This is a genomic window from Halarchaeum nitratireducens (assembly GCF_017874695.1).
GTDB classification, from domain to species: domain Archaea; phylum Halobacteriota; class Halobacteria; order Halobacteriales; family Halobacteriaceae; genus Halarchaeum; species Halarchaeum nitratireducens.
Genome location: NZ_JAGIKY010000006.1, coordinates 89191 through 113358, shown reverse-complemented (window position 1 = coordinate 113358; position 24168 = coordinate 89191). Strand labels below are relative to the sequence as shown.

Sequence of the window (24168 nt, the reverse complement as noted above, 5' to 3'; positions counted from 1 at the left end):
CGGCTTCGCGCCGCGTCGGCGTGGGATTGGCCCCTCGCGCCCTGACGACGACCGCGGCCCGCTGACGACCCGGACTTCCGGCCGACCCTCCAACCGAAGATGACAGCGAACATCGAACTCGAAACCCCCGACTGGAACGACAAGATCATCACCGAACTCGCCGACGACTTCGACCTCGAACCCGAGGAATGGCGATCGATGGTCAACGACGTGTACGCCGCCATCATTCGCAGCGTCGACCTACCCGACCACATCCGCGACGACGACTGCACAGTAACGCTGTACGCCGATGTAACCGTCGTACAAACGCAAGATCTGTGGGACAGCTACGTCGACTTCGCCCCCAACGAGATCTACGAGGAGTGGGAGATTGATGGCTACGCACCCGAGGTGTACGGCTATGTACGGCTCACGATTTGCGAGGTTGCTCGCTCCCGACTCGACTCCCAGCACGTGGACGACGAAACGGAGTCCGCATTCCTGATCGCCTCCCCGGGCAGTGATCCGCGATGACGCAGAAGCGCCTCACGGACTACGACCCTCGCGAGGAGCGCGCCCGGGAAGACGTCGAGGCGATCACGCGGTCGGGAGACCTCTGGTTGGTAATGTCGGCGAGTGGCGAGCACTACCACGTCGACCTCGACGAGGAGACGTGCGACTGTCCCGATCACGAGTACCGAGGTGCGAAATGCAAGCACATCCGCGCCGTCGAACAGCACGCAGCAGAGGACGATACACCCGCCGCGGAAGTGGTGGACGTGCAACGCAGCGGCGACGGTCGCGTCGATGTCGTCGTGGAGTACGAGGACGATCGCGGACGGACGCGGACGACGACCGCGAAGGCAGATCCCGGCGGCGACGGTGAGTGGGACGTCTGGACGGCGGATCACGTTCCCGACGACGTCCACCTTGTCGCCGAGGAGTACGCCGCCAGCCACGACCTCGAAGCGGAACTCCCGTCGCTCATCGAAGAGATGGAACCCATCGAAGCGGTGGACGCCGCGGACGTCATCCACACGAGCCACCATCACGGACTCATCGACATCGCGGTAGGTACAGACGATGGGCAGTCACGCGAGATCTGCACGGTGCAGCGCGTCCACGCGCCCGACCGTGGCGGCCTCCCTGTGTCGGCGATCTCCAGCGACCTCGCTCCACTTCTTGACCAGTTCGATGCGGATGGGGAGACGCTTCGAGAGTCGATCACCCGCGTGCCGGTCGAGGTGCAGCGTGCTGCCGTCGACGCCGCCGACGAACTGACGTGGGTGTCGCCGGCAGAGATCGGCGAGCGCGTGGAGCTGTTCGACGGCGCCGGTACCGTCGAGCGGCACGCGACCCGGGGCGGTGACGATGCCGTGGTGGCGACGCACCGTGGGGATGACGCCCGCCGGCTCTGGCGGGAGTATGTCGCCGAGGACTGCGATACGGAGACGACGTCCGTCTCCGAGGGGTTCGACCGCGAGTTCTTCGTTGACGGAGAAGTCGTCGCGCGCGTCGAAGCCCGGATGTACCGAGAGGTACAGTGGTGGGAGTCGTACGCCGACATTGAGATCAAGCCGCCGGCGGTCGTCTACGAGTGCGCTGACGGCTCATACACTGGTTTTGGCCGCGACGGTCACGAGGAGTTCACCTACTTCTTCCCCGTCGAAGGGGAGTAGTCCCATCCCTTTCTGGGAGAGCACCTAAGCCGCACGCCGCCTGACCAAATTCATGGCGCGGGGCATCCAGCCCAGACTTGGTTGTGGGCGGATGCGACCCCGCGCGGTATCGCCTGACAGCAGGCAACGGATGCGATCACGGGTGTCGTTCCAGACGCAATCCCCATCTCTCTTGTTCGCTGTTGTCGCGCCCGGGGCGTACCCTCGCCCCATCCCACCCTCTTTGATGCCCACGAGGCAGTCTTGACTGGGGAGTTGCTACCATAAAAGGATCTGCGTCGAGGCTGCCTCTATCGACTCACTGCTCCCATAACGAGCCCCGCTACCACCGCGAATACGAACATCGCGGCGAAGTAGCCGGCGACGATTCCAGCCGCCTCAATGATGGACAACGCGCCCATCAGCCAGCCGCCGACGGCAGCCGATCCCACCGTCATAGCGATGATGCCGCCGGCAGCCTGACCGGCGGCACGTGCGCGACTCACTACTCGTCACCCGCCTCGTCGGCGACTTTGTCCTCGAGTTCCTTTTGTGACTGTTCCGCACCGCGCTTGAATTCGCCAATAGATTGCCCCGCTGCGCGTGCGAGACGTGGAATCTTGTTCGCCCCGAACAGCAACACTGCGAGCAAGAGGATGACGACGACCTCGACGCCGCCGGGGATGCCAAGTTGTGCTACCGGTTCAAGTGCCATCACGACCGCGGTCGCAGCCCCGCTGGGATAAGCCGCTCCCGCGAATGGGTCTTCGGTACCGATTTGGCGGTTTGGCAACCAGAGCCGGGTATGCTTAACCTCGTGGCACAGTATTGGAACGACGTTCTCACGGTCGCTGCCTTCCTCGTCGCCGTCATCTCCGGGTACTATCAAGTCCAGCACTACCGAGCGCAGAAAGCCAGTCTCAGCATCCTCGACGTTACCGATGCCGAACACGGGAAGGTCAACGACAGGGCGCAAGGAACGGTGACTCGGTACGACCTGAAGGTTCGAGCAGAGAACACGGGTCGGGAACCTACGACGATCTTGGGCGCAACGCTATCCCTCGGCGACGAAGAACTCGAACTGGATCGTGTAGAGGGGTCAACGAAGGTTCCAATCGCCGGCGATGCACCGCCAAACATGCCGACGGTGACGGACTCTGAGATACGCGTGCCGGGGAACGGCGTACTCAAACTCAAGTACGAGGCGATGGGAAAGCCGCGCGACGCACATCCCGACGAGATTGAAGGGGCACTCCGTATCCGAACAGTCAGTGGAGACACGGCCGAGCAACGCATCACGTTCCAGCCGCACCGTCGGTAGGCTGATTCTCTGCTACAGCGTCAGACTCATGGCCCGACTCGCCGAACACCTTCCGTAATGGTCGGTTGGGTCACGATTGGAAGCACGCTCCTCACTCTCGTCGGGATTGTCTTCGGCGCGGAGCGTGTTTATCACCGATACTTCCGAACCTCGACCTCGGACGTTTCGGTGATAATCCCCGATAGCGGGCAGATTGAAGACTTCAACCTCAACGATGAACGGTCGATTCTGACGTTGGAGATGAAGAACAGCGGCGGTTTGGACGCGAAGGTGCGGAACGTGACCGCGGAGTACGACCTCGGTCGCGTGTACAATCTATCTGAAACCTTCCTTGAGCCGCTGATGGACGACCACATCCACGTCACCGAGGTCAACGGCCCTGAAATCATCGAGGCCGGGAAGCCATCCACGACTACCTATGTCGAACTCGCGCTCACACATAGCGACTTCCTCGGCGATGTTGCGATTGGCCCGGGCGTAGTACCGGTGACGTTGACGCTGACAGTCGAGGACGCAGAACGGGAATACGAGCTGGAGGTTGAGGGTGAGATCGAGGTCAGCCAAGAGGACGTTCGTTGAGGATCGTGTGGGGTCAAGGCCGCACGGGGTCGCCGAGGGCGACACCCTTGACCCCGCCGCGCGAGCCGCCTAAACCGCCTCACCGCGGATCCACGACTGTGCCAAGCAGGAAGTCAGCACACTACGGACGACTCGCCGAGGAAGCCGCCCAGCGCAAGTATGCAGCTCGACCGAACCACTCGTCGTGGCATGACATCGAGTACCGCAACGGAACGAAGGCAGACGTGAAGAGTGCCGTTCACAACCGCGGAGGTCGCTACGGACGGTTCCGACTTTGGGAAGAAGCGCACGAGAAACTGCTGGAGAACGGCGGCGGCTACGTGTTCGCCATCCACGCCTCGGACAGCGGGAAGGTGTTGAAGCTGAAGCGAATGTCGGCGAGGGAAGTCCAACGCCAACTCGGCGGCATCGACTGGCGACACAGCGGTCACGAAGGCAAGGACTCGAAGCAGCTCAAAGTACCGTGGCCGAAGCTATTCTGACTGCAAGGGAAGGGGGAGGGGCACCCCACAATAGGCGAGCGCACGCGCGCATGCGACCCGGAACCCATCGCTCACCATACTGAAACAACCACAGAACAGAGAATCTGGTTCAGGGAAGGGGGTGTCTGAGGTCGCGCCCGCGTGCGAGCACGCTCGCGATCCCGCCCCGGGGCTACTCCTCGTCGCCGGCTTGGTCTTGATGCAGGTCGCAGTACCCATTCTGCCGGATGTGATGCCCGGTACGACTGCATCGCTCGCCCTCATCGGTTGTGCCCTTGCACTGCTGCTCGTCGTCGGCGGCGATCTCCTCGTCCTCGTTGTCTCCATCGTCTTCGTCGGGGTCGTGTTGGTCTTGGTGGTCGGGGCAGTACCCGTGGTCATCGAGTGGGGCGTGCGGCGGCATCATACACTCCGAGCCGTCATCGCACGTCCCGCGGCACCGCTCGTGTTCAGGGTCGTCGAGGATGTCGCGGTACTGCTGGTACTGCTCCTCGTGCGAGTCACAGAAGCCGTATTCGTCGAGGACGTGCGCGGGCTGGCGACAGGGTTCGCCGTTCGTTCTGATACCGCGGCACATCTCCCACTCAGGTTCCTCGTCGTCGGCGTCGTCGTACTCCTCGGCCTCCTCGTCCTCGAGATCCCACTCCCAGTCGCTCTCTTCCTCGGTGTCGAACGACCAGTTCGTCTGCGGGATGCCGCCGAGGTCGTTGAGTCGGTCGGTGTACCCACGGTCTTCGATGCCGTAGTAGATGGAGGCATTCTTCTTGCCGAACTTGTAGACCGACTGGGCGAGACGGCGGACGTCCGGGTGAATGTCGGCACCGCCTTTGGCGTGGCCGATGATGATGAGGTACCCGCCGTTCTTCCTGATCATCCGGGTGAACCGGCGGAGCTGGTCTTGCACCTCTTGTGCGTCGCCGGCGTATCCTGAGGCGTGGCTGGAAGCCTCGTCCCAGATCATCAGGAACTCCTCGTCCTCGTCGCGCTCGGCGAGTTCCTTCAGCCGGGACATCTTTGTGACGTTCGCGTCGGACTCCTCGAGGGTCGTGATGTTCGAGAAGACGGCGTGCTTCTCGCCGGCTTCCTCCATCACGTGCGACCAGACTTCGCCGAGAAGGAGGGCGAAGTCGGTCTTCCCCGCGCCCATATGACCCGAGATGATCGTGATTGCTGCGACGCGAGTGACCCAATCGCGGAGCCACTCTAGCGTGTGTAGGCCAGAGAGGTCGGTCTCCAGCTGCGGGAGGCCGACGATGTAGTTCAGAAGATCTTCGTGCCCGCTTTCGACGGCGCGTTGGGCCTGTTCCGTGCCGTACTTGCGGATAATCTTCTTCGCTGTATCCGTCTCCCAGAAGGTCGCGGGGAGTTCCTCGTGGTAATTCGGGTCGTAGATGCTGGCGAGATACGTGACGACTGCCCGCATCTCGTCGTCTTGGATCAGTCCTGCGTGCCTGTACACGTCACTGTGGTCGGCGTCGAGGTCATCGGTCGCGTACTCGCGCAGCATCGACGCGGGGTAGCGTTCCTCTGATTCGGTGTTGTCACTCATTGTTCGTTAGAGCGGTTGAGGGAGTCCATGTCCAGAGTCGTGTCTTCCTCGTAGTCCAGTTCCCCGGCGACATCGTCGATCGTCGCCATCTCGTCGATGCGCGCTTCCTCGGTCTTCTCGTTAATAATGTCCGTGACGAAGTTCTCGCCGGCGGGCACGTCGATGCCCTCCATGATGGTCAGCATCTCCATCGTGGAGTCCTTGACTGCTTCTCGGGTCGCGTGCTTGTGCCGCGCTCGGACTTCCACGAGATTGTCGACGACATCCGAGTACTGCTCGTCAAGTGCCTCGACGGTCTGTCGATTCCGACGGAGTTCGACGGCTTTGGTTTCCGCAGCGAAGGAGAGTTGTGCGACGTTGGTGGACGGGTTGTACCGCTTGACCTCGTATCCGACACCAAGCAGCGTGTTGATCGTGTGGAGCTGCGTCTTCTCGACCTCGCGGCCCTTGCTGTCCACGACGACTAGATCCTCCCACTTCTCCTCGCTGATGAGGTGGCCGGCGGCATCGCCGTCGACGGGATCGATCTCGTGCAGCGGGACTCCTTCAGGGGAGTACAGAACGACGACGATGAGGACAGCAGCAATGAGTCCGACCGGTGCAGCGGCTGCGCTGGAGGCGGCGAACACCCAGCCCCACAGCGGCACGTCGCTGACTCCAAAGCCGAGGTAGGCCGAGGACGCGACCGCGGCGAAGAGAACGCCGAAGACAACGGTCATCACCTTGAATTTGCGAGCCCAGAGCCACTCGCCGACAGCGACGAATGGCGCGAGTCGTGACCCGATCATATCAGAACACCCGCTGGTGGTTCCAGCGACCCGCGACTGCGATGATGACGGTCATTGCGGTCGGGATTCCCGAACCGAACAGGATCCCGGCAGCAGCGCCAGCCTGTACCTCGGCCCACGACGCAGAACCGGAGATGATACCGTAGCCGTCCTCAACGGCACCAATCATCGTCCCGTGCCCGGTGATGGCGATGGCCTTGACACCAGTTCCGCCAGCAACATCGAACTCGATTGTCCGCGTCTGACCGGAAGGAATCGTGTAGGTCTCGTAGTCAATCTCGCTGCTGGAACCCTCGCTGATGCCGACGAAGGCGCCGGCGTCGTTCACCGAGAGGGTCGTGTAGTCGTTCGCGTGGACGGTGATCTTGGCCGTACGGCCGTCCCACGTGATGTCCGTGATGACCGCACCGGGCTCGCTTTCACCGTCCTCTTTCAGCTCGTGTAGTACTGTTCTGTCCTCGTCGTTGGTAGCTTCTTCTTGTTCGTTGCTCTCACCGTCGTTTTCGTCGTCTGCGGCGTCCCCGTTTGCGTCGGAAGAGGGAGTCTCCTCTTGCGCAGCGGCGACGCCTACGCCCCCGGTGAGGGGTGCGAAGGAAGCAACTGCCAGTAGGACTGCCAGAATGACAGCAAACCGATACATCCATCAGTAGATCCACGCTCAACCGGGAAAAGACGCACCCGCGAAAGGGGTCACAGGGCGTCGCCGACCGCATCCTTCACCGCTTGCTCCACGAGGCCGACGAACCAGTCGTACGCGATACCGAGGGGGTCGATACCGACCGCGTAAAGCCCCATCACGACCGTTGCAATTGCTGACGCGATGATCGACAGCGTGAGGAGCAGACGGAGGATCCTCGGGAGCGCGAGAAGCGCCATCCCGGCTGGATTGCTCCGTAGCAGTAGTTCCTTCAGCATAGTATCACCGGCGGTTGTTGTCGCCGTCGACAAGTGACGCGAGGCCGCTGAGAACCGTTAGAACCCCCACGCCTCCAAGCACGTGCGTCAGTCCGATTCCATCGCCGAAGTTGATCCCGCCACCACCGGGGCCGTCGTCACCGATTGTGTCGTCACCGTCCGGCGTCTCCTCCTCAACATCCTGCTGCGACTCGAGAATGTTGTTCCACTGCTCCTGAACGTCATCCGTGTCGTCAAGCGTCACGAGCGTTTCGTCGCCGACGGTCAGGTAGTCGAGTGCGTTCCCGTTCGCATCCTTCGCGGACTCGATCCGGACGGCATCTCCACTCGGAATCGTGTGCATACCGTTCTTGTCGGCGATGTAAACGGTCGCTTTGCTCGGTACCGTGTACTCGGAACCGACCCGAAGGCGCGTCTCGACGAGAACCTTGATTTCGGTGGCGGTAACGGTCGTGCTGCTCCCGCCCCCGGTCGACGCCTCGACGGCGATCGTTACGGTGTCCCCGTGACTGACGCCGTGCTGGGACAGGGCGTCCTCCCACTCGACGCGCTTCGGGCTGATGTTTGAGGCGGACGTGGCCGCGACCGGGGTCGCGCTATCGCCCGTGCCCAGCTTCACGCCGATCGAGTCCATGGACTCGCTGCTGTGCGACGCGGAGAACTCCACCCCGCTCTCGGGCAGGCCGTCTAGGTGCAGGGTGGATCCCGAACCGATCGGGGCGTTGATCGTCCAGCTGCTCCCGCCGAGCGTCTCCGCCGACAGGCTGCCCAGATCGGGTGGGTTCCTCGAGTCCCACAGGAGGTTTGCCCCGCTGTAGGACTGGTTCTCGCCGTCCCCGTCGACGTGGACGTACGTGCCCTTCCGCTTGATGTCAGTCGAGTAGCCACCCATCCGGGCAGCCCCGATGGGGAAGCCCGTGCTGCCGGTCTCCAGCCAGTCGCCGGCGAGAAGTTCGGCGTACGCCTGCGGACTCATGACCTCCTCGACGTTCTCGATTTCGCCGCTGCTGAGCGCCGAGAACAGGTCACTGACGTACTGCTGCATGTCGCTCGTCAGCGTACTCGCCCGGTCGATGACATGCAGCTGGATGTAGTCAGACCACTGACCATCAGACTCGGCGCCGAAGTCCGGCAGGAGGTCTTGGATCCACCCATCAGTGCTGAACAGCCGCACGAGATCGTTGTTCTCGTCGTACTTCTTGCACGTGAGGCCGTGGTTCTCCCACTTGTCGTACGTGTCCCCGTTGGCGGAGAGCTGGGCCATCATGCCGTCAGCGTCGCTGCTGAGCTGGTCGTAGTTCGGCACCTTCCCCGACTTCGCGAAGATGGGGTGGACGTAGAGGATGTCGCCACTGCCGTCGGTCTTGGCCGCGACGAGCGCCTCGGTCGTGATGGTCTCGCCGTTGACGAGTTCGATGTCGAACGAACGCGTCCCGATGACTCGGTCAGGGTCTCCGTTGACGTTCCGGTGGTAGACGATCGACGGGTCGTAGTCGCTGTCGGCGTAGCCAGTCACTTCCTGCGCTCGCAGGTTCGCCGCCCGGACGATGACGGACTCCCAGATCCGGTAGACGTTCTCCTCGTGGACGGCCACCATGTCCTCGACGCGCGCCTGCGCGTCGGCAGCGACGTTTGCCTCGGACTCGCCGTCCTTAATCGCCTTCACGGCGGCGACTTCCCCGGCGATGAGGGCGTTGTTGTTCAGCATTTCGAAGTTGTTGAAGCTCTGCTTCATCAGGGACTGCATGTTGTCGCGTAGCGTCCTGCAATGGGCGTTCACGTCCAGTCGGAGCTGCTCGTTCTGCGCCTTGTCCGGGTCAGTCCCCCACTTCCCGGCGAGCCAGTGCGCCATATTTGTCACACCGTAGACGCCGCCGGCTGCGTAAAGGGGCGCCGAGATGGGCGTCGTCAACACCATCATCGACGCTTCCGTGGTCTTCGCCGCGGTCTGGAGCGCGTACTCCACGTCCACTTCGGCCCCATCTATCGAGTTTGGTGCCTCGTGCTTCCCGGTGCTGTCACTGCCGTCATCGGTGGACTCTGCGGTCGAGACCGAGGCTCCGCCAGTAGCGGCCGCGGCTGCGGCCCCGCCGCTTACCTTGAGCATCTGTCGGCGAGTCATTGTAGATCGGTTCTGCGACTGCTCGTCGTCGCGGGCTTCATGGTCGTCGTCAGTCTGTTCGTGTTCTGCGTTCATAATCACGTAAAAGCGGAAAGAGGACTGGTTAGCGTGGGCTCGAGAACTGTACAACCCCCGCGATCGTGGCGATGTAGACCATCGCAAGCACGAGGACGAGGAGCGCAACCGCGGCAGCAGCAGTACTGTTGCTGCCCGCGATTGTCGCGTGAAGCCCGTTACTGGTCAGAATCTGCAGCACAGAGTCAACACCGGCGTAGGACGAAACGCCTCCGCCGACAACCTTGGCCATCATGCCTTCGTTGGCTTGAGGTGCCATACAGCATCAGGAACTATACCTGTCAACTCGAATAAGTGTTAACCGAGCGACGGGTACCGGGGTCAAAACAGCACACGCTGCTGGGGGCGGTGAAAGAAACGAGGAAAGACTGGTTGGTTAACTGCGCTACTCCTCGAAGGCGATAGCCGCACCGCCAGCGAGGAGCAGGCCCGCGCCGACAACGACGACGGCGAACGGCACGCCACCATCGCTACCGGGCACACCACCACCGCCAGCGGTGTCCACGGCGACACCCGTGTTGGCGGGTTCGACGTCTTCGACGGTGACGCGGTACTGGTCGTAGTCCTCGCTGGCGTAGCCGTCAAGGTCGACCTCAACACCGTCGACGTCGTCCGCGGTTCCGTTGACGGTGTACTGCTTAGCGTCAACGACAGTCTCCCACTCGCCGCTGCTGGCGTTGTGGGCTTCGACGGTGATCACGGCGTCACCAGATGCCTCGAACTCGGCGAACACCATGCCCGGGGTGCCATCGCTGGGACGGTCGTGCGTCGCCGTCCAGACGGTCTGCGCGAGGCTGAAGTCCACGGTGGATGCGCCGGAGACGGTCACCGTCTTGCTGCCAGCCGCGTAGTCCGAGGCGGCGACTTCGACGGTGTAGTCACCGCTCTTCACACCAGAGAACGAGTACGTGCCATCGCTGGCCGTCGAGACCTCCTTCACGGTGTTCCCAGAGGAGTCGAGAAGCGTCACCGACGCATTCTCGATGGCCGTGCCGGCGCTATCAGTCACCGTACCGTCAAGCACGTACGTGCTCTCCGAGAGCGAGAACGTACCGGAGTCACCGCTGGTGGACAGGTCGGCGGAACCGCTCGCCGAATCGTAGCCGTCCGCGGAGACCTCAACCTCGTACGTCCCGCTCGGGGCGGACAGGCTGATCGTGCCGTCCGAAGCGGTCGTTCCGCTGGACACCACGTTGCCCGAGTTGTCGAGGAGTTCAACGGTCGCGCCCCCGATGGCCGTACCGCTAGCGTCCTCCACGGTCGCCGAGTAGGAGTACGACGCCGTGCTGAGGGACAGGTCAACCGTGGTCGCCGAGGACACGTCCACTGTCTGCGTCGAGGACGTATAACCGGACGCACTGGCCTCGACGGTGTAGTCCGTGCCACTCTGGATACCCGAGATGCTGTACGTACCGTCCGAAGCAGTCGTAGTCGTACCGACCTCCGAACCACTGGAGTTCGTGATGGTCACAGAAGCACCCTCGATAGCGTTGCCAGAGCTATCAGTCACGGTACCATCCACGGTGTAGGTGGTTGGCTCAAGCTGGTAGTCGTGCGCCCCGAACACACTCGTCATCGAGGAGACCATCTGGTCAGACACCGTGTACTCGGTGGTCACGCTACCATCCGAGAGACTCATCGTAGCCACATCGGCAGGCGGACTGCCGATAGCGCCGTACATCGACCCTGCCCCGTCAGTGGTGATCATCTCGGACATCGACCACTGCGCACTCGTGGAGTCGTGGATAGCTACTTCAGATCCGTCGCTAGCGTCCAGCACGTACACGACGTCACTGGACGTGCCGGTGGTCGACTCGGTCACGAGGGTGCCGTTAGCTGTCCACGAGAGATGGCCGGGTTCATACGAGGCGCCCGTCCCGCTGGTCTTCGTCCACTGCTCGTTGTAGCCGCTTGCGAAGTTGTCGAGCATCATCACACCACTAGATCCGGAAACTGCCACTCGACCGTCAGCGTGGGCTTTCAACGTATGGGTGCCGACAGAGCTGTTCTGTGACCAGAGGGTGCTACCATCGGTGGTATTCACGGCGTAGACTGTCCCGCCGCTCACAGCACCCAGTACGCCATCACCCGGTACGTACTCAATGTCCATCCCGGGGCCACTGAAGGTATTCACGCGTTCACCAGTACTGAGGTCGTACTTGTAGTATTCCGTGCCACTATCGGTGGACGCGGAAAGGTAAGCGTGATTGGGGCCCAGAGTGCCGTCAGACCCGGTAGAGGTCGCTGGAACACTGGTTTGCCATTTCACCGAACCATCGCTCGGTGACAGGGCAGACACAGTGGCGTTGCCGTTAGAATCCTTGTGATAGGCGATGATCTGATCGCGTTCCGTGTCGTACTCGGTGTAGGAAATGTCCCCACCGAGGCTAGTACTCATGATCTTCTGACTGCCGTCATAGACCGAGAGACTGCCGTAATTCCCGGCGACAATAACGGCGTCGTGTGGCAGCGTACCGTCGTGGCTGGCGCTCGCTGTCCCGACCAGCCCACCACCGATTACGGGGGCGAGTGGCGAAACAGCTAGCATCAGCACTACAACAGCAACGGTAAACGTCGAAGTGTGCTTGTCGAACTGCACACTTCCAGATCATCGTTCAAGTCGGAAAAGTGACACTCGACCGAGGGGTCAAAGCGAGACGGACACAGCGGGGGAACCCGTCACCCAGCCTCGCGGTACCACCGGCAACAGCCCACCTGCCTGATCGTACATCCGGTTGTTGTCCCCCTTCGTGATCCATCCATCGCGGGGCGCGGGGCAGTACCGCAACTCCGAGCACGAGTCCGCCTCGCCGACGTACTGCTCGTCAGCGCGGTCGTACCAGTTCTCGCCCTCCTCGACGTGGAACAGCGCACGGTGCAGCACGTGTGAGGGCTCATCGTCGTCTCGTGTCTCCCAGTCCGGCGGCGTGATCAGGATGATGTCGCCGGACTGCACGTCACCGGCTGACGTGAGGATGACCACATCATCACCGTCGTAGGTCGGGCGCATCGAGCCAGTATCCGTGGGTCGCGTCACGTCAACTGCGCCCGTAGTCAGGGCTGCGAAGACGATGGACTCGATTGTGATGATCACAAGTAGGGCGATGATGATACTGCGCGTCCGCATCACTCGCTGGTCAGTGACCCGTTGGTAAATGATGCAGCCGACGAGGGGCAGACACCTAATTGATCGAGCGGAACACCCTGACGGACGCGTCGAGGTAATCCGCGTAGAGGCACATATACCGATCTCCTTGGGGATCAACCGTTTCCCTCTTGTACCATTCTCTCTCCCTGTCCAATCGCACGATCTCAACTCCATCAATATCCATCGACGAATGGTATGTCACGATGCCCTGCATCCGGTGCGCGTCCGTGATCCGGCTCCCAGTCTTGATACAGACCGCAACGACCTCACCACTGTCGTACGCCAGTAAATCGGGCCGCAATCCCCACGCGACGTCATCCCACTGCGTGTGCTCCCTGAGCATCCCGTATTCCGCGCGAAAAGGCACCACCCAGCTGAACGCCGACCTCCATTCCTCCCACGCCGTCATCAACGCTCCTACGTCCTTCTCTGCTTGATGGACTAGATCCGACCTCACATTCGCGTCACGGTACCGGTACAGCTCGCCGATTACGTCAAGTTCCTCGACGTCCTCCGGCAATCCGTCTAGCCGGCGGATACGGCGCACAATGCCCTGTGTGTCCCGGTCGTACGTTTCATCGACCCGGGCTGCGATCCGGTCGTGTGCCAGTTCGCCGAGGCGTCGCGCGTACCAGAAAATCAACTCCGGGTTCTCTGCCCGTCGCTCGTAACCGTCCGTCCCGTAGATGGGCGGGTTGAGCTTGCCACGGCGCATCATCTGCTCGATGATGCTCGTCGCCGCGGGGCACAACCTGTCCCCATCGACGTACACGCCAATTCCGTGACGGTTAGTAACTGTCCAGTCCTCTCGCGGCCAGTCCTCACGGTATCGCTCGACTGTCCCCATACTGTCCGTAGATGGGGCTCCGACCCCTTATATGTCGATTACTTAATACTTTGGTTTTCTGATGGAGCTTGGCAGCCACCGGAACGCACGTCCGATCCACATAATCGCAAGAAGGCGGACGTGTGGTTGTCACTTGGAGTGGAATCACGGCGCAGAAAGCCACTGAAAGGTTCCGGAACCCCAACCCGTACTGCGGTTGAGGTCGAACCCCGTGTGGCTGCGGACTATAGTGGGCCGGCGCGAATTCGAATCGCGGTTACGGCCACCCGAAGGCCGAAGGATACCAAGCTACCCCACCGGCCCGCAGTTCCTCGAAAGCGTGCGTCGCCTTTAACGCTTCCGAAAGGGCGGGGTCAGTAACGCGTGTAGCCCCGGGTGTCGAGGTAGTTGTGCGCGACCGCGATGGTGTGGTCGGCGTGGAGGACCGCGGGACCGACGCGGACGCGTTCGTCACTCGCGTCGGCGAGGAGCGACGCCTCCGCGTCGGTGAAATCGCGGTGATCGGAGAGGACGAACACGGGGGTCTCCGGGGGTTCGACGTCGGCGAGCGGGCGGCCGTCCTCGTGGAGTTGGACGACGGTGCCGCCGCGGGCGGCGGCTTCGACGGTCGGCGCGAACCCGCGCTTCGAGACGTAGACGCCCGGCGACGGTTCGGCCTCGCGGTGGCCGATGGCTCGGTCCGTCGCTCCGATCGCCTTGCGAACCATGCCCGCGATGTTGCGCTCGTCAGGGTTGAGATAGCGGATCTCGCTCCCCTCGAAGCGGACGGTGAGTTCGTCGGCGAGGACGAGGCTGACGCGGACGTCCTCGCGGACGCCGTGCGAGAGGAAGAGCCCCGCGCCGACGCAGCGGCAGAGGACGTCGAGGCGGCCCGCGCCGCCGGCGAGATCGGAGAGGTCGAAGTCGGCCGTCATGGGGGCGTCGTGACCGTGGACGACGAAGTGGCGCATGTGGAGTCTGGCGGCGCTGTGGGCTTGAATCCCGCGGAGTGCGGGTCAGTCCTCGCGCGCGGCGCGGCGCTGGTCGGCGACGAGCGCCAGCTCGGGGGCGGTATCGCCGAGCAGGAGGAGGGCGTAGTAGCGCAGCGCGGCCTGTACGGGGGCGGTGACGAGACCGACGGCGAGGAGGAACGTGAGGCCGCCGAGCAGGAGCCCGACGGCGAGCCACGTCCACGCGAGCGCACCGCTCGCGCCGGCGAGGGCGAACGGGAGACCGAAGGCGAGGCCGAACGGGATCGCGACGACGACCGCGGCGATGGCCACGCCGATGCCGACGAGCATCCCGCCGGCGAGCGAGAGGACGAAGTTCAGGACGACGAAGACGCCGTACTCGCTCAGGCTCGCGCGGACGACGCCGAGGAGGCGGCGCCACGCGGCGAGGACGCCGACGTCGCCGTGGTACATGATCGGGACGACGAACGCGCGGGTGAAGCCCGTGACGACGGACGCGAGGAGCGCGACGAGGCCGGCGACGGGGAGCAGGAGGAGGAAGAGGGCGCCGACGGGGAGACCGACGAGCAGCGGACCGAGGGCGAGCGCGAACGCGAGGAGGACGACGAGGCCGATCGCGACTTCGAAGGCGAGGACGCGGACGCCGTCACGCCAGTGGGCGCCGAACGGTCGGCGGACGCTGACGTCGCGTTCGACGAGCGCGTCGACGAAGACGAACTGGAACGTCGCGGAGACGGCGCCGAGGAGGAGCGCGAGGACGACGAGGCCGGCGACCGCTGCGACGATCGTGGCGGCGTCGACCGCGGGGAGGCCGCCCGGCATCATCCCGGGCTCGGGCCCGCCGGTCGGTCCGGACCCGCCGAAGTCGAACGAGCCGGTGAACGAGGACGCCCCGGCGGTGCCGCCGGAGAGCAGGGCGATCAGGGCGAGTTTCAGCCACTCCCGCGGCGCGAGGCCGCGGCAGAAGGCGATCGTGACGGAGATCGCGTCGTCGATGTCGTCGACTGCGTGGAGGGACACATCCGGCTAGTCGGCGGCGGGGGAGTTAGCTGTTGTTCTGCGTCGCGCGTCCGGCGAAACCGAAGGCTTCGTCCCTGCGCGCGACGAGACGGCGGTATGAGCCTCCTTGAGGACGCGCGGGCCGTCGTCGAGAACGGCCCGGTCTGCGACGCCTGTCTCGGCCGGCAGTTCGCCGATCGGAGTTTCGGGCTGACGAACGCCGAGCGGGGCGCGGCCCTGCGGGTGAGCGTCGAGCTCGACGACGACGAACCACACGAGGACGTCGCGACCGACGACTGCTGGGTCTGCGAGGGCCTCTGCGCGACGTTCGACGAGTGGGCGGAACGCGCCGTCGCGGCCCTCAGCGGTGACGGGGAGAGCGACGTCGATTTCGCCACCTACCAGGTGGGAACGCGCGCCCCGCCGCTCGTCGAGGAGAACGAGGCGCTGTTGCGCGAGAGCGCCGGCCTCACGGAGGGCGGCGAGCCGTTCAAGTCCGAGTTCAACCGCGAGGTCGGCAAGCGCGTCGGCGAGCTGACCGGAACGGACGTCGACTTCGAACGACCGGACGTCCTCTTCGTCCTGGACATCGACGCGGGGGTCGTGGACGCGCAGGTGAACCCCGCGTTCGTCTACGGCCGCTACCGGAAGCGCTCGCGGGAGATCCCACAGACTGAGTGGCCGTGTCGGGAGTGCAACGGGACGGGGCGACGCGGCGGCGAGACCTGCATCCACTGCGACGGCACGGGCTACATGTACGAGGAGTCGGTCGAGCAACTCGTCTCGCCGCCGATCCTCGCGGCGATGGGCGGCGACGACTCGTCGTTCCACGGCGCGGGTCGCGAGGACATCGACGCGAAGATGCTCGGGACCGGGCGGCCGTTCGTCGTCGAGGTGAAACACCCCCGCGATCGCTTCCCGGACGTCGACGCGCTCGAAGCCGAGATCAACGAGTCCACGGAGAAAGTCGAGGTCGAGGGGTTGCGCCTCGCGACGTACGACATGGTCGAGCGCGTGAAGGAGCTCGACGCCTCGAAGACGTACCGCGCGCGCGTCGCGTTCGACGAACCGGTCGACGAAACAGAGTTCGAGGCGGCGCTCGCGGAACTCGACGGCGCGACGATCGAGCAGGACACGCCCAAGCGCGTCTCGCACCGGCGCGCGGCGAAGACCCGCGTCCGCGAAGCGTACGCGGTCTCGGGCGAGCTTGAGGACGAGACCCACGCGACGGTCGAGATCCACGGCGAGGGCGGGCTCTACATCAAGGAGCTCGTCTCCAGCGACGAGGGCTGGACGACGCCGTCGCTCGCCGGCCTGCTCGGGACCCCGTGTCACGTGACGGAGCTCGACGTGCTCGCCGTCGAGGGCGAGGCGGAGTCCTTCGAGGACCCGGACTACTTCCGGGAGGCGCCCGCGGAGCGATGACGCGGCGTTTCGGCGTCGACGAGGCCGGCAAGGGCCCCGTCCTCGGCTCGATGTTCGCGGCGGCGGTCGTCTGCGACCCCGCCGACCTCCCCGCGGGGGTACGGGACTCGAAGCGCCTCTCGCCCGCGCGCCGCGACGAGCTCGACGCCGCGATCCGCGACGTCGCCGACGTCGGGGTCGCCGAGGTCACGGTCGAGGAGATCGACGCCCCCGAGACGGACATGAACACGCTCACCGTGGCGGCACACGCGCGAGCGCTCGCGGCCGTCGACTACGACGGACTCGCGGGCGTCGTAGACGGCGGTGACGTGGACGCCGCGCGCTTCGGACGACGCGTGGCGTCGCGTCTCGACGGTGACGTCGACGTCGTCGCGGAGCACGGGGCGGACGACGCCCACGAGATCGTCGGCGCGGCGAGCATCGTCGCGAAGGTCGCGCGTGACGACCACGTCGCCGCGCTCGCCGAGGAGTACGGCGACGTCGGGAGCGGCTATCCGGGCGACGAGCGCACTATGGCGTTCCTCCGCGAGCACGTCAGCGAGCACGGAACGCTGCCCGATCCCGCGCGCGAGTCGTGGCGCACGTGCGACGACGTGCTCGCGGCCGCGTCGCAGTCCGCGCTCGACGACTTTTAACGGTTTTACGCGTGGGCCGCGTCCCTCGCGGCGAATGACAGTCGAACGGTATCCGTCGCCGGAAGCCGAGACGGTGGCGAGCATCGTCGGCGAGGCGCTCCACGAGGGCGCGATCGTCACCGCCGAGGTGCGCTGTGAGGTCGAGTACGACGGCCGGACGAGCGGCTACCTCGGGCCGGGCGATCGCCTGCTCGTCGCCAAGCCCGACGGCACCTTCCTCGTCCACAAGCCAACGAACCACAAGCCCGTAAACTGGATGCCGAGCGGTGGCACCGTCACGGCGTCGGTCGGGGAGGCCTCGGGCGACCCGGTGATCGTCGCGCGGCGGACGGACCCCCGCGAGCGCGTCGAGGTGCGCGTCCGCGAGACCTACGGGCTGACGCGCTTCGACGCGGAGGACGGGGTCGCCTACGAGGAGTCGGGCACCGAAGCGGAGATGCACGAGTACATCGCGGCGAACCCCGAGGAGCTGGAGTCGGGACTGCGGATCATCGAGCACGAGCGGGAGACGAAGTACGGCTTCCTCGACTTCTACGCGAAGGATGCCGAGGGGACGCCCGTCGTCGTCGAGGTGAAGCGCGTGCAGGCGACGCTGACGCACTTCGATCAGCTCAAGCGGTACGTGAACGTCTTCGCGGGCGACGAGGACGGCGTCGACGGGACGGCGCGCTCGGTCCGCGGACTGCTCGTCGCGCCCTCGGCGTCCGAACGCGTGAAGCGCGCGTGCCGCGACGCCGGCTTGGAGTTCGTCGCGCTCCCCGACTTCGAGACGGAGGCCGAGGGAGCGAACGCGTCGCTCGCTGACTTCGAATAGCGGGGCGGCGAGAAGGGAAGAGAGAGCGAAAGTCGAGAACGGAAAGCGAGAATGGCGTGCGAGTCGGTTCGACGCGGGTGGCTCGGCGCGGGTCGGTTCGTCAGTTGTCGTCGGTGAGCAGGTAGCGCAGGATGTCGCCGTAGGCGGGCCGCGTGAGCAGCACGCCCACGAGGACGCCGAGGATGGTGACGATGGCGAACCCGCGGAGGTCACCGAGCGAGAGGACGGCGAGCGGGCTCATGGCGACGATGGTCGTCGCGGCCGCGCCGCCGATGATCCAGAAGGCCTTGCGGAAGCGGCTCTGGAAGACGCGATCGGAGGAGACGGCCTCCGTCGTGACCTCGTCAGCGATGATGACGAGGTCGTCCACCCCCGTCCCGATCACCGCGATGAACCCCGCGATGTGCGAGAGGTTCAACGAGAGGCCGGCGAGCGAACTGAAGCCGAGGAGGATGACGACCTCGCTCAGCGCCGTGACGAGCATCGGGACGGCGATCTTCGCGCGCCCGTAGCGGAGGTAGACGACGAGGCTGACGGCGAGCGCGGCGATGAGCCCCGTGAGGAAGCTGAGGGGCTTGAAGCGCTCGGCGAGCGACGCGTCGATCTGGTAGACGTCACCGCTCTCGATATCGAGCGACGCGGGGAGCGCGCCGGCGCGGAGGTCGATGGCGATCTGACGGGCTTCGCTCATCGAGTTCGTCTGGAGGACGAAGGAGTTCGTCGTCTGGAAGTCGCCGCGCTCGATGGAGCTGGCGAGCGTCTCGCCCATCCCGTACGTCCCGACGACCTCGCTGTCGCGGGTCGTGATCAGGCAGTACTCGTCGCCGGGCGTGCCGTTCGGATACTGGCAGTTACTGATGCCGGCGCTGCTGGTGTAGCCGTAGCGCTGCATCGCCTCTGCGAACGACGCCCCGCCCTCCTCGGTGAGGGTGATCGGGACGACCGGCACCGAGCCGAAGGTGCCCTCTTGCATCCGCGCGTCGCTGACGCGCCGGATGTCGTCGTTCGTGAGGACGGTGTCGTTCCTCTGCGCGCTCGCGTTCACCGGGTGGTAGGCGAGGACGGCGACCTGCCCGCGGCTGTTCACGAGGTCGCGGACCTCGGAGAGGTCGGCGTTCGGTACCTCGACGACGACGTAGTGGGCGTCGCCGCCGACGGTGGACTGCACGGAGACCTGGGCTCCGGAGAAGCCGAGGGAGTTCACCTTGTTGGAGAGCGTCTCGACGATCTCGTCGCGCGTGGCGGCGGTGACGCCCTGACGGACCGTGGCGGAGTCGGCATCGAGGCCGGCGGCGTCGAGCGCGCCGCGGAACTGCGTGGGCGTGACGTTGGCGAACACCTCGACGGTGTCCGCGCTGGTGTTGCTGTCGGCGAGGCGGAGACGGACGTCGGCCGACGAGACGTTATCGAGGTCGTCGGCGATCGTCGTGGCGATCGTCGAGCGCTCGCTCGCGTCGCTCGGGAGCGTGACGTTCTCGGCGGTGAGACCGACGACGGGCGCGCGGACGCGCGTCCCACCGGAGAGCTGGAGGCCGTACTGGAGGTTCGTCGGGCCGCCGCCCGCGGTCGCGTTGTCCGCGGGAGCGCTCCCGACGACGGGGCCGGCGCCGGGGACGAAGAGCGCGCCGAGGCTCCCGACGACGAGGACGACGAGGAGGACGACTCGCCAGTTCGAGCGGATGTCGACCATCTACCGGCTCACCCCCTCGAACTTGTACCATCGAAGCAGGCTGAGGTTGAGCATGTACGTGTTCATGAGGTCGGTGGCGAGACCGAAGACGAGCACGAGCCCGATGCTCGTGAGGAGCTCGATTCCGAAGGCGTAGGCGACGACGGCCATGACGGCCATCGCCACGAGCGAGGTGACGGTCATCGTCACACCGGTCTTCATCGCCCGATCGACGCTCTCGTAGAAGCTCCCCGAACGCCTGAGGACGTGGTTGGTGAGGAGGATGTCGGAGTCGACCGAATACCCGATGAGCATCAGGAGCGCGGCGACGGTGCCGAGCGAGAGCTCGATTCCGAAGACGTTCATCAGCGCGACGGGGATGGCGATGTCGCCGAAGGCGGAGAGGACGACGGCGCCGCTCGGGACGGCCGTCCGGAAGAGGACGAAGACGATGATCGCCATTCCGACGAAGGAGCCGAGCAGGCCGAGGAGGGCGAAGCGCTGGGACTGCGCGCCGAAGGTCGCGGACGTGCTGGTCGTGGAGGCGACCTCGTAGCCCGCCGAGCGCGCCTGGCTCTGGAGCGCGCTCGCGTCGGCCCCGGAGCTGAACGTCGCGACGTAGGTGTCGGGGCGCGAGGGGATCGACCGAACCGCCGAGGCCGGCGTCGAGAACGCCTGACGGACCGCGTCCTGCGAGGCCGCCTGTGCGGACGTGGCGTGGATCGTGAGTTCCGTCCCGCCCGTGAACTCGAGGCCGAGCGAGACCGGCGTACCGTTGAGGACGTACCACGCGGCGAGCACCAGCAACGCGAGGGCGAGCACGGCGAGCGGCACGCCCGCGAGCTGCCGGTTCGAGTACCGGGTGAAGTCCACCTCCGGAACGTCGAACGAGGGCATATGCGTTCGAGTAGCGGCGGCGTTTGGGATAAGGCTTCGCTTATGCCGTCGGCCGCGCCCCGGTTCTCCCCAAGGATCACCGCATGTCGCCGACGAAGCGATCGGGGACGTGCTCGATGATCTCGTCGGGGGTCGCCGCGACGAGCCGTTCCGCGAGCGCCACCATCGGCTTGCGGGCCGCCGCGTACCCGACGGAGACGACGGCAGCGGCGACGACGAGCGAGCGGAACGTCCCCGCCGTGACGAGGTAGCCCGGCACCGCGAGAACGAGGCCGACTAGGGCGTCTTCGGGCGCGCCGTCGTAGCGGATCAGCCGCCGCGGGCGCCACCAGCGCCCCCGGTAGTGATCGTACACCGCCCGCTCGCTCGTCCCCTCCCACGGCCGGAGTTCGAGGCCACCGCCGAGGGCGTCGCTGGCGGCGTGGAGCGCCGCCGCGAGCAGGAAGACCGCGGCGGCGAGCGCGAGCGTGGTCCCGAGGAGGGCGTACGCGCCGACCCCGAGTAGCGCCGCGAGCGACCCGTAGACCGGGAAGTGAAGCGTCTTCCGGTGGCCGGCGTAGAGGTCGAGATCGGGGAAGAGCCCGCCGAACGCGCCGGCGGCGAGGACGAGCGGCGCGGCGTCGCCCGTGAGCGCGCTGGCGGTCGCTCCGACGAGGAGCCCCGCGAGCGCGTGCGTCGTCGCCATCATGACGGTGTCGCTTACGGGAGGTCAGAACAAAAGCGCGTCGCCGTTCAGGGGAGGTAACGGACGTTGATCAGACCGGGTTCGGAGCGGACCTCGACGCGTCTCGCGCCGACGCGGGCCGCGCGTTCGACGGTGGACTGATCGTCGACGACGTCCGCGACGGCGTCCTCGGTGTCCGCCTCGGGGACGGCGAGGACGTGGATCTCCCCGTCGCCCGCGCGCTCCGCGGTGGCGAGGTCGCCCTCGGGGAGCCCCTCGGCCATGTCGCGGGCCTGCTGGGTGGGCGCTTCCTCGCTGGCGAAGACCTCGACGGTGTAGCGCTCGGCCACCTCGACGAGCGAGTACGTCACCTCCATCGGCGGATCGGGCGAGACGGTCGCCTCCACGACCTCGCCGGCTTCGACGCCGGGGTTGTCCGAGAGGGTGTGGACCTGCCCGCCGTGGACGTCGGTGAGCATCGCCGACGCGTCCTCGGCGTGCGTCACGAGGTACGTGCTCGACTTCTCCTGTTCGCTCATACGGCCGTTAGCGTACTCGGCCTTTTCCGGGTTTCGCCGCGCGACAGCGGCGCACGCCACCGATGGACAACCCTCTTGGCGGCGGCGCGCCGTGTGCGCGTATGGACATCGACATCGGCAACGCGCTCGACGCGGTCGCCGGGCCCGGGGTCCCCCAGGACTCCCTCGACCGACTGGACGGACGCGTCGCCGAGGCGCACGAGCGGATCGACCGCGGCATGGCCGACGACGAGTTCGGGTACGCCGCCCTGAACCTCCCGGAACGCGTCGACACGGCCGCGATCCGCGATGCCGTCGCGCCGCTCACCGACGCCGAGGCCGTGCTCACGATCGGTATCGGAGGGAGCGCGCTCGGCGCGGCGACGCTCACCGACGCCCTCGAAACGGACGGCGACGCGTACTACCTCGACAACGTGGATCCGGCGCAGGCGTCGGCGCTCCTCGCCGACCTCGATCTCGAATCGACCGCGCTGAACGTCGTCTCGCGCTCCGGCACGACGGCGGAGACGCTGGCGAACTTCCTCGTCGTCCGCGAGGCCTACGAGAACCGGGGAGTCGACTGGACCGAGCGCACCCTCGTCACGACCGGCGAGTCCGGAAACCTCCGCGACCTCGCCGACGAGCACGACCTCCCCGTGCTCCCCGTCCCCGACGGGGTCCCCGGGCGCTTCTCCGCGCTCTCCACGGTCGGCCTCGCGTCCGCCGCGATCCTCGGCGTCGACGTCGAGTCCGTCGTCACCGGCGCACGCGCCGAGCGCGAGTCCCTCAGCGGGTCGCTCTACGAGACGCCCGCGTACGCCTACGGCGCGATCACGTACGCCCTAAACGCGCGCGGCGCGAGCGCGAACGTCGTGATGCCCTACCACGAGTCCCTCGAAACGTACGCCGAGTGGTACGCTCAACTGAGCGCCGAGAGCCTCGGGAAGGCCGGACTCGGGCAGACGCCGGTGAGAGCGCTCGGCGCGACCGACCAGCACAGCCAGCTCCAACTCTATCGCGCCGGCCCGAACGACAAGCTGGTCACGTTCGTTCACGCGCGCGACGGCCCCGACGTCGACATTCCGGACGCGGAGCTGGAGGGTCTCGACTACCTCGACGGCGCGTCGCTCGGCGAGCTCCGCGACGCCGAGTTCGAGGCGACGGAGGCCAGCCTCGCCGACGTCGGCCTCCCGAACGTCCGCGTGGAGATCGAGCGCGTCGACGCCGCCGCCGTCGGCGGACTCCTCTACGGGATGGAGGCCGCGACCGTCCTCGCCGGTGAGCTCTACGGCGTCGAGACGTTCACCCAGCCGGCGGTCGAGTGGGGCAAGGAGGTCGCCCGCGACCTGCTGCACGGCGGGGACCCGCTCGACGAGACGACGAGCCTCCGCGTCACCCGCGAGTGAGCGCCACCGCCTCGGACGCGCGGCGCGCGCGCTTCGGCGCGCTCTGCGTCGTCGTCGCCCTCGCCGTGACGGGACTGCTCGCGGGGACGCTCGTCCAACTCGTCGTGACGTCGATACTGGGCGCGTTCTCCCCGCCGACGGCACTCGGACTCGCCGTCGCGCAGTCCGGGTTCGCGCTCGCGCTCGCGTTCACCGCGTTCGGCTACGTCGTCGTCACGCGTCGGCCCCTGACGTACTTCGACGTCCGCTTCGACCGGCGCGACGCGCTCTGGGCCGGCGGCGGCCTCCTCGCCATGTTCGCCGTCCTCGCCGCGACCGGCGTCCTCGCGGGCGCGCTCGGGATCGAGAACGCGACGCACGGAACGGTCACCGCGATCCGCGAGACGCCGTGGCTCGGACTCCTTCTCGTCCCCGTCTCGCTGCTGTTCGTCGGACCGGGCGAGGAGCTGTTGATGCGAAACGTCGTCCAGAAGCGCCTCTACGGGGCCTTCTCGCGGCGCGACGCGATCGTCCTCGCCAGCGTCGTCTTCACGCTCGTCCACCTCCCCGCGTACGCGACGCCCGGGGCGAGTGCGCTCGCGCTCTGTGTCACGCTGGCTCGGCTCTGCTGCGTCGCGCTCGTGTTGGGCGTCGTCTACGAGCGCACCGACAGCGTCGTCGCGGCCGCGCTCGCCCACAGCGGCTACGACGCGATCCAGTTCGGCGCGCTGTTCGTCACCGCGCTCTGA

Annotated in this window: 27 protein-coding genes and 1 tRNA gene; 10 read left to right on the top strand and 18 right to left on the bottom strand. The window is 65.9% G+C overall.

Going from position 1 to position 24168, the window contains the following annotated elements; genetic code table 11:
• The first annotated feature begins 99 nt into the window (after positions 1 to 99).
• The gene (locus J2754_RS07695; protein ID WP_211087092.1) at positions 100 to 513 is read left to right on the top strand and encodes a hypothetical protein; all 414 of its coding nucleotides are present in this window, start codon (positions 100 to 102) and stop codon (positions 511 to 513) included.
• Complete coding sequence (locus J2754_RS07690) at positions 510 to 1658, top strand: SWIM zinc finger family protein (RefSeq protein WP_211087091.1); 1149 nt, start codon at positions 510 to 512, stop codon at positions 1656 to 1658. The genes J2754_RS07695 and J2754_RS07690 overlap by 4 nt, the downstream gene beginning before the upstream one ends.
• 290 nt (positions 1659 to 1948) lie before the next feature.
• On the opposite strand, the gene J2754_RS07685 is transcribed toward J2754_RS07690, so the two are convergent.
• Positions 1949 to 2143, bottom strand: coding sequence for a hypothetical protein (locus J2754_RS07685; RefSeq protein WP_211087090.1), 195 nt, complete (start codon positions 2141 to 2143; stop codon positions 1949 to 1951).
• Positions 2143 to 2352, bottom strand: a complete 210-nt coding sequence (locus J2754_RS07680) for a Sec-independent protein translocase subunit TatA/TatB (protein ID WP_211087089.1) — start codon at positions 2350 to 2352, stop codon at positions 2143 to 2145. The genes J2754_RS07685 and J2754_RS07680 overlap by 1 nt, the downstream gene beginning before the upstream one ends.
• A gap of 90 nt (positions 2353 to 2442) precedes the next feature.
• On the opposite strand from J2754_RS07680, the gene J2754_RS07675 reads away from it, so the two are divergent.
• From J2754_RS07675 to J2754_RS07665, 3 genes are all read left to right on the top strand, one after another.
• The gene (locus J2754_RS07675) at positions 2443 to 2958 is read left to right on the top strand and encodes a hypothetical protein (RefSeq protein WP_211087088.1); all 516 of its coding nucleotides are present in this window, start codon (positions 2443 to 2445) and stop codon (positions 2956 to 2958) included.
• A gap of 57 nt (positions 2959 to 3015) precedes the next feature.
• Positions 3016 to 3537, top strand: a complete 522-nt coding sequence (locus J2754_RS07670; RefSeq protein ID WP_211087087.1) for a hypothetical protein — start codon at positions 3016 to 3018, stop codon at positions 3535 to 3537.
• Positions 3538 to 3635: 98 nt separating this feature from the next.
• Positions 3636 to 4019 (top strand): PD-(D/E)XK family putative nuclease, encoded by a 384-nt coding sequence (locus J2754_RS07665; RefSeq protein WP_211087086.1) that lies wholly within the window; start codon positions 3636 to 3638, stop codon positions 4017 to 4019.
• Positions 4020 to 4191: 172 nt separating this feature from the next.
• On the opposite strand, the gene J2754_RS07660 is transcribed toward J2754_RS07665, so the two are convergent.
• From J2754_RS07660 to J2754_RS07605, 12 genes are all read right to left on the bottom strand, one after another.
• Positions 4192 to 5568 (bottom strand): DUF5763 domain-containing protein, encoded by a 1377-nt coding sequence (locus J2754_RS07660; protein WP_211087085.1) that lies wholly within the window; start codon positions 5566 to 5568, stop codon positions 4192 to 4194.
• A complete protein-coding gene (locus J2754_RS07655; RefSeq protein WP_211087084.1) occupies positions 5565 to 6356 on the bottom strand; it encodes a hypothetical protein in 792 nt (263 codons plus the stop codon). Before J2754_RS07655 ends, J2754_RS07660 begins: the two co-directional genes overlap by 4 nt.
• 1 nt (position 6357) lies before the next feature.
• Positions 6358 to 6996 (bottom strand): DUF8063 family protein, encoded by a 639-nt coding sequence (locus tag J2754_RS07650; protein WP_211087083.1) that lies wholly within the window; start codon positions 6994 to 6996, stop codon positions 6358 to 6360.
• Positions 6997 to 7046: 50 nt separating this feature from the next.
• Positions 7047 to 7271 carry a hypothetical protein gene (locus J2754_RS07645; RefSeq protein ID WP_211087082.1) on the bottom strand — a complete coding sequence of 75 codons (225 nt, stop codon included), beginning with the start codon at positions 7269 to 7271 and terminating at the stop codon, positions 7047 to 7049.
• A 4-nt stretch (positions 7272 to 7275) separates the two neighbouring features.
• Positions 7276 to 9468: an Env/VP5 family phage fusion protein gene (locus J2754_RS07640; RefSeq protein ID WP_211087081.1), complete on the bottom strand. Its 2193-nt coding sequence runs from the start codon at positions 9466 to 9468 to the stop codon at positions 7276 to 7278.
• A gap of 28 nt (positions 9469 to 9496) precedes the next feature.
• A complete protein-coding gene (locus J2754_RS07635; protein WP_211087080.1) occupies positions 9497 to 9700 on the bottom strand; it encodes a hypothetical protein in 204 nt (67 codons plus the stop codon).
• A gap of 153 nt (positions 9701 to 9853) precedes the next feature.
• Entirely contained in the window at positions 9854 to 12067 is a 2214-nt protein-coding gene (locus J2754_RS07630) for a carboxypeptidase regulatory-like domain-containing protein (RefSeq protein WP_211087079.1), read from the bottom strand.
• A 48-nt stretch (positions 12068 to 12115) separates the two neighbouring features.
• Positions 12116 to 12595, bottom strand: a complete 480-nt coding sequence (locus J2754_RS07625) for a S24/S26 family peptidase (protein ID WP_211087078.1) — start codon at positions 12593 to 12595, stop codon at positions 12116 to 12118.
• Between the two features lie 55 nt (positions 12596 to 12650).
• Positions 12651 to 13463, bottom strand: a complete 813-nt coding sequence (locus tag J2754_RS07620) for a hypothetical protein (protein WP_211087077.1) — start codon at positions 13461 to 13463, stop codon at positions 12651 to 12653.
• 230 nt (positions 13464 to 13693) lie between these two features.
• A tRNA-Pro gene (locus tag J2754_RS07615) sits at positions 13694 to 13766 on the bottom strand.
• A gap of 50 nt (positions 13767 to 13816) precedes the next feature.
• A complete protein-coding gene (gene trmY, locus J2754_RS07610; RefSeq protein WP_211087076.1) occupies positions 13817 to 14413 on the bottom strand; it encodes a tRNA (pseudouridine(54)-N(1))-methyltransferase TrmY in 597 nt (198 codons plus the stop codon).
• A gap of 45 nt (positions 14414 to 14458) precedes the next feature.
• Positions 14459 to 15433, bottom strand: a complete 975-nt coding sequence (locus J2754_RS07605) for a DUF7544 domain-containing protein (protein WP_211087075.1) — start codon at positions 15431 to 15433, stop codon at positions 14459 to 14461.
• A 96-nt stretch (positions 15434 to 15529) separates the two neighbouring features.
• Here J2754_RS07605 and J2754_RS07600 point away from each other — a divergent pair, with 96 nt between their 5' ends.
• From J2754_RS07600 to nucS, 3 genes are read left to right on the top strand one after another with little or no spacing between them, the layout of a single operon-like run.
• Complete coding sequence (locus J2754_RS07600) at positions 15530 to 16837, top strand: tRNA pseudouridine(54/55) synthase Pus10 (protein ID WP_211087074.1); 1308 nt, start codon at positions 15530 to 15532, stop codon at positions 16835 to 16837.
• Positions 16834 to 17472 carry a ribonuclease HII gene (gene rnhB / locus J2754_RS07595; protein ID WP_211087073.1) on the top strand — a complete coding sequence of 213 codons (639 nt, stop codon included), beginning with the start codon at positions 16834 to 16836 and terminating at the stop codon, positions 17470 to 17472. The genes J2754_RS07600 and rnhB overlap by 4 nt, the downstream gene beginning before the upstream one ends.
• Positions 17473 to 17506: 34 nt before the next feature.
• Positions 17507 to 18286, top strand: coding sequence for an endonuclease NucS (gene nucS, locus J2754_RS07590; protein WP_211087072.1), 780 nt, complete (start codon positions 17507 to 17509; stop codon positions 18284 to 18286).
• Between the two features lie 100 nt (positions 18287 to 18386).
• Here nucS and J2754_RS07585 read toward each other — a convergent pair whose 3' ends face one another.
• The 4 genes from J2754_RS07585 to J2754_RS07570 all read right to left on the bottom strand — a co-directional run bounded on the left by J2754_RS07585 (position 18387) and on the right by J2754_RS07570 (position 22055).
• Entirely contained in the window at positions 18387 to 19976 is a 1590-nt protein-coding gene (locus J2754_RS07585) for a preprotein translocase subunit SecD (RefSeq protein WP_211087071.1), read from the bottom strand.
• Positions 19977 to 20852: a protein translocase subunit SecF gene (gene secF / locus J2754_RS07580; protein ID WP_211087070.1), complete on the bottom strand. Its 876-nt coding sequence runs from the start codon at positions 20850 to 20852 to the stop codon at positions 19977 to 19979.
• A gap of 76 nt (positions 20853 to 20928) precedes the next feature.
• Positions 20929 to 21540: a metal-dependent hydrolase gene (locus J2754_RS07575; protein ID WP_188876599.1), complete on the bottom strand. Its 612-nt coding sequence runs from the start codon at positions 21538 to 21540 to the stop codon at positions 20929 to 20931.
• A gap of 44 nt (positions 21541 to 21584) precedes the next feature.
• Complete coding sequence (locus J2754_RS07570; protein WP_211087069.1) at positions 21585 to 22055, bottom strand: DUF5812 family protein; 471 nt, start codon at positions 22053 to 22055, stop codon at positions 21585 to 21587.
• A 101-nt stretch (positions 22056 to 22156) separates the two neighbouring features.
• On the opposite strand from J2754_RS07570, the gene J2754_RS07565 reads away from it, so the two are divergent.
• Both J2754_RS07565 and J2754_RS16580 read left to right on the top strand, forming a co-directional pair.
• A complete protein-coding gene (locus tag J2754_RS07565; RefSeq protein WP_211087068.1) occupies positions 22157 to 23440 on the top strand; it encodes a glucose-6-phosphate isomerase in 1284 nt (427 codons plus the stop codon).
• The gene (locus J2754_RS16580) at positions 23437 to 24168 is read left to right on the top strand and encodes a CPBP family intramembrane glutamic endopeptidase (RefSeq protein WP_211087067.1); all 732 of its coding nucleotides are present in this window, start codon (positions 23437 to 23439) and stop codon (positions 24166 to 24168) included. The genes J2754_RS07565 and J2754_RS16580 overlap by 4 nt, the downstream gene beginning before the upstream one ends.

Bases quoted from the DNA above. Each gene is read 5' to 3' on its own strand.
- J2754_RS07670 (WP_211087087.1), top strand. From the start codon at position 3,016: ATGGTCGGTTGGGTCACGATTGGAAGCACGCTCCTCACTCTCGTCGGG.
- J2754_RS07640 (WP_211087081.1), bottom strand. From the start codon at position 9,468: ATGAACGCAGAACACGAACAGACTGACGACGACCATGAAGCCCGCGAC.
- J2754_RS07620 (WP_211087077.1), bottom strand. From the start codon at position 13,463: ATGGGGACAGTCGAGCGATACCGTGAGGACTGGCCGCGAGAGGACTGG.
- J2754_RS07675 (WP_211087088.1), top strand. From the start codon at position 2,443: ATGCTTAACCTCGTGGCACAGTATTGGAACGACGTTCTCACGGTCGCT.
- J2754_RS07690 (WP_211087091.1), top strand. From the start codon at position 510: ATGACGCAGAAGCGCCTCACGGACTACGACCCTCGCGAGGAGCGCGCC.
- J2754_RS07600 (WP_211087074.1), top strand. From the start codon at position 15,530: ATGAGCCTCCTTGAGGACGCGCGGGCCGTCGTCGAGAACGGCCCGGTC.
- J2754_RS07635 (WP_211087080.1), bottom strand. From the start codon at position 9,700: ATGGCCAAGGTTGTCGGCGGAGGCGTTTCGTCCTACGCCGGTGTTGAC.
- J2754_RS07655 (WP_211087084.1), bottom strand. From the start codon at position 6,356: ATGATCGGGTCACGACTCGCGCCATTCGTCGCTGTCGGCGAGTGGCTC.
- J2754_RS07680 (WP_211087089.1), bottom strand. From the start codon at position 2,352: ATGGCACTTGAACCGGTAGCACAACTTGGCATCCCCGGCGGCGTCGAG.
- J2754_RS07660 (WP_211087085.1), bottom strand. From the start codon at position 5,568: ATGAGTGACAACACCGAATCAGAGGAACGCTACCCCGCGTCGATGCTG.
- J2754_RS07565 (WP_211087068.1), top strand. From the start codon at position 22,157: ATGGACATCGACATCGGCAACGCGCTCGACGCGGTCGCCGGGCCCGGG.
- J2754_RS07645 (WP_211087082.1), bottom strand. From the start codon at position 7,271: ATGCTGAAGGAACTACTGCTACGGAGCAATCCAGCCGGGATGGCGCTT.
- J2754_RS07625 (WP_211087078.1), bottom strand. From the start codon at position 12,595: ATGCGGACGCGCAGTATCATCATCGCCCTACTTGTGATCATCACAATC.
- J2754_RS07575 (WP_188876599.1), bottom strand. From the start codon at position 21,540: ATGATGGCGACGACGCACGCGCTCGCGGGGCTCCTCGTCGGAGCGACC.
- J2754_RS07570 (WP_211087069.1), bottom strand. From the start codon at position 22,055: ATGAGCGAACAGGAGAAGTCGAGCACGTACCTCGTGACGCACGCCGAG.
- trmY (WP_211087076.1), bottom strand. From the start codon at position 14,413: ATGCGCCACTTCGTCGTCCACGGTCACGACGCCCCCATGACGGCCGAC.
- J2754_RS07650 (WP_211087083.1), bottom strand. From the start codon at position 6,996: ATGTATCGGTTTGCTGTCATTCTGGCAGTCCTACTGGCAGTTGCTTCC.
- rnhB (WP_211087073.1), top strand. From the start codon at position 16,834: ATGACGCGGCGTTTCGGCGTCGACGAGGCCGGCAAGGGCCCCGTCCTC.
- secF (WP_211087070.1), bottom strand. From the start codon at position 20,852: ATGCCCTCGTTCGACGTTCCGGAGGTGGACTTCACCCGGTACTCGAAC.
- J2754_RS07695 (WP_211087092.1), top strand. From the start codon at position 100: ATGACAGCGAACATCGAACTCGAAACCCCCGACTGGAACGACAAGATC.
- J2754_RS07585 (WP_211087071.1), bottom strand. From the start codon at position 19,976: ATGGTCGACATCCGCTCGAACTGGCGAGTCGTCCTCCTCGTCGTCCTC.
- nucS (WP_211087072.1), top strand. From the start codon at position 17,507: ATGACAGTCGAACGGTATCCGTCGCCGGAAGCCGAGACGGTGGCGAGC.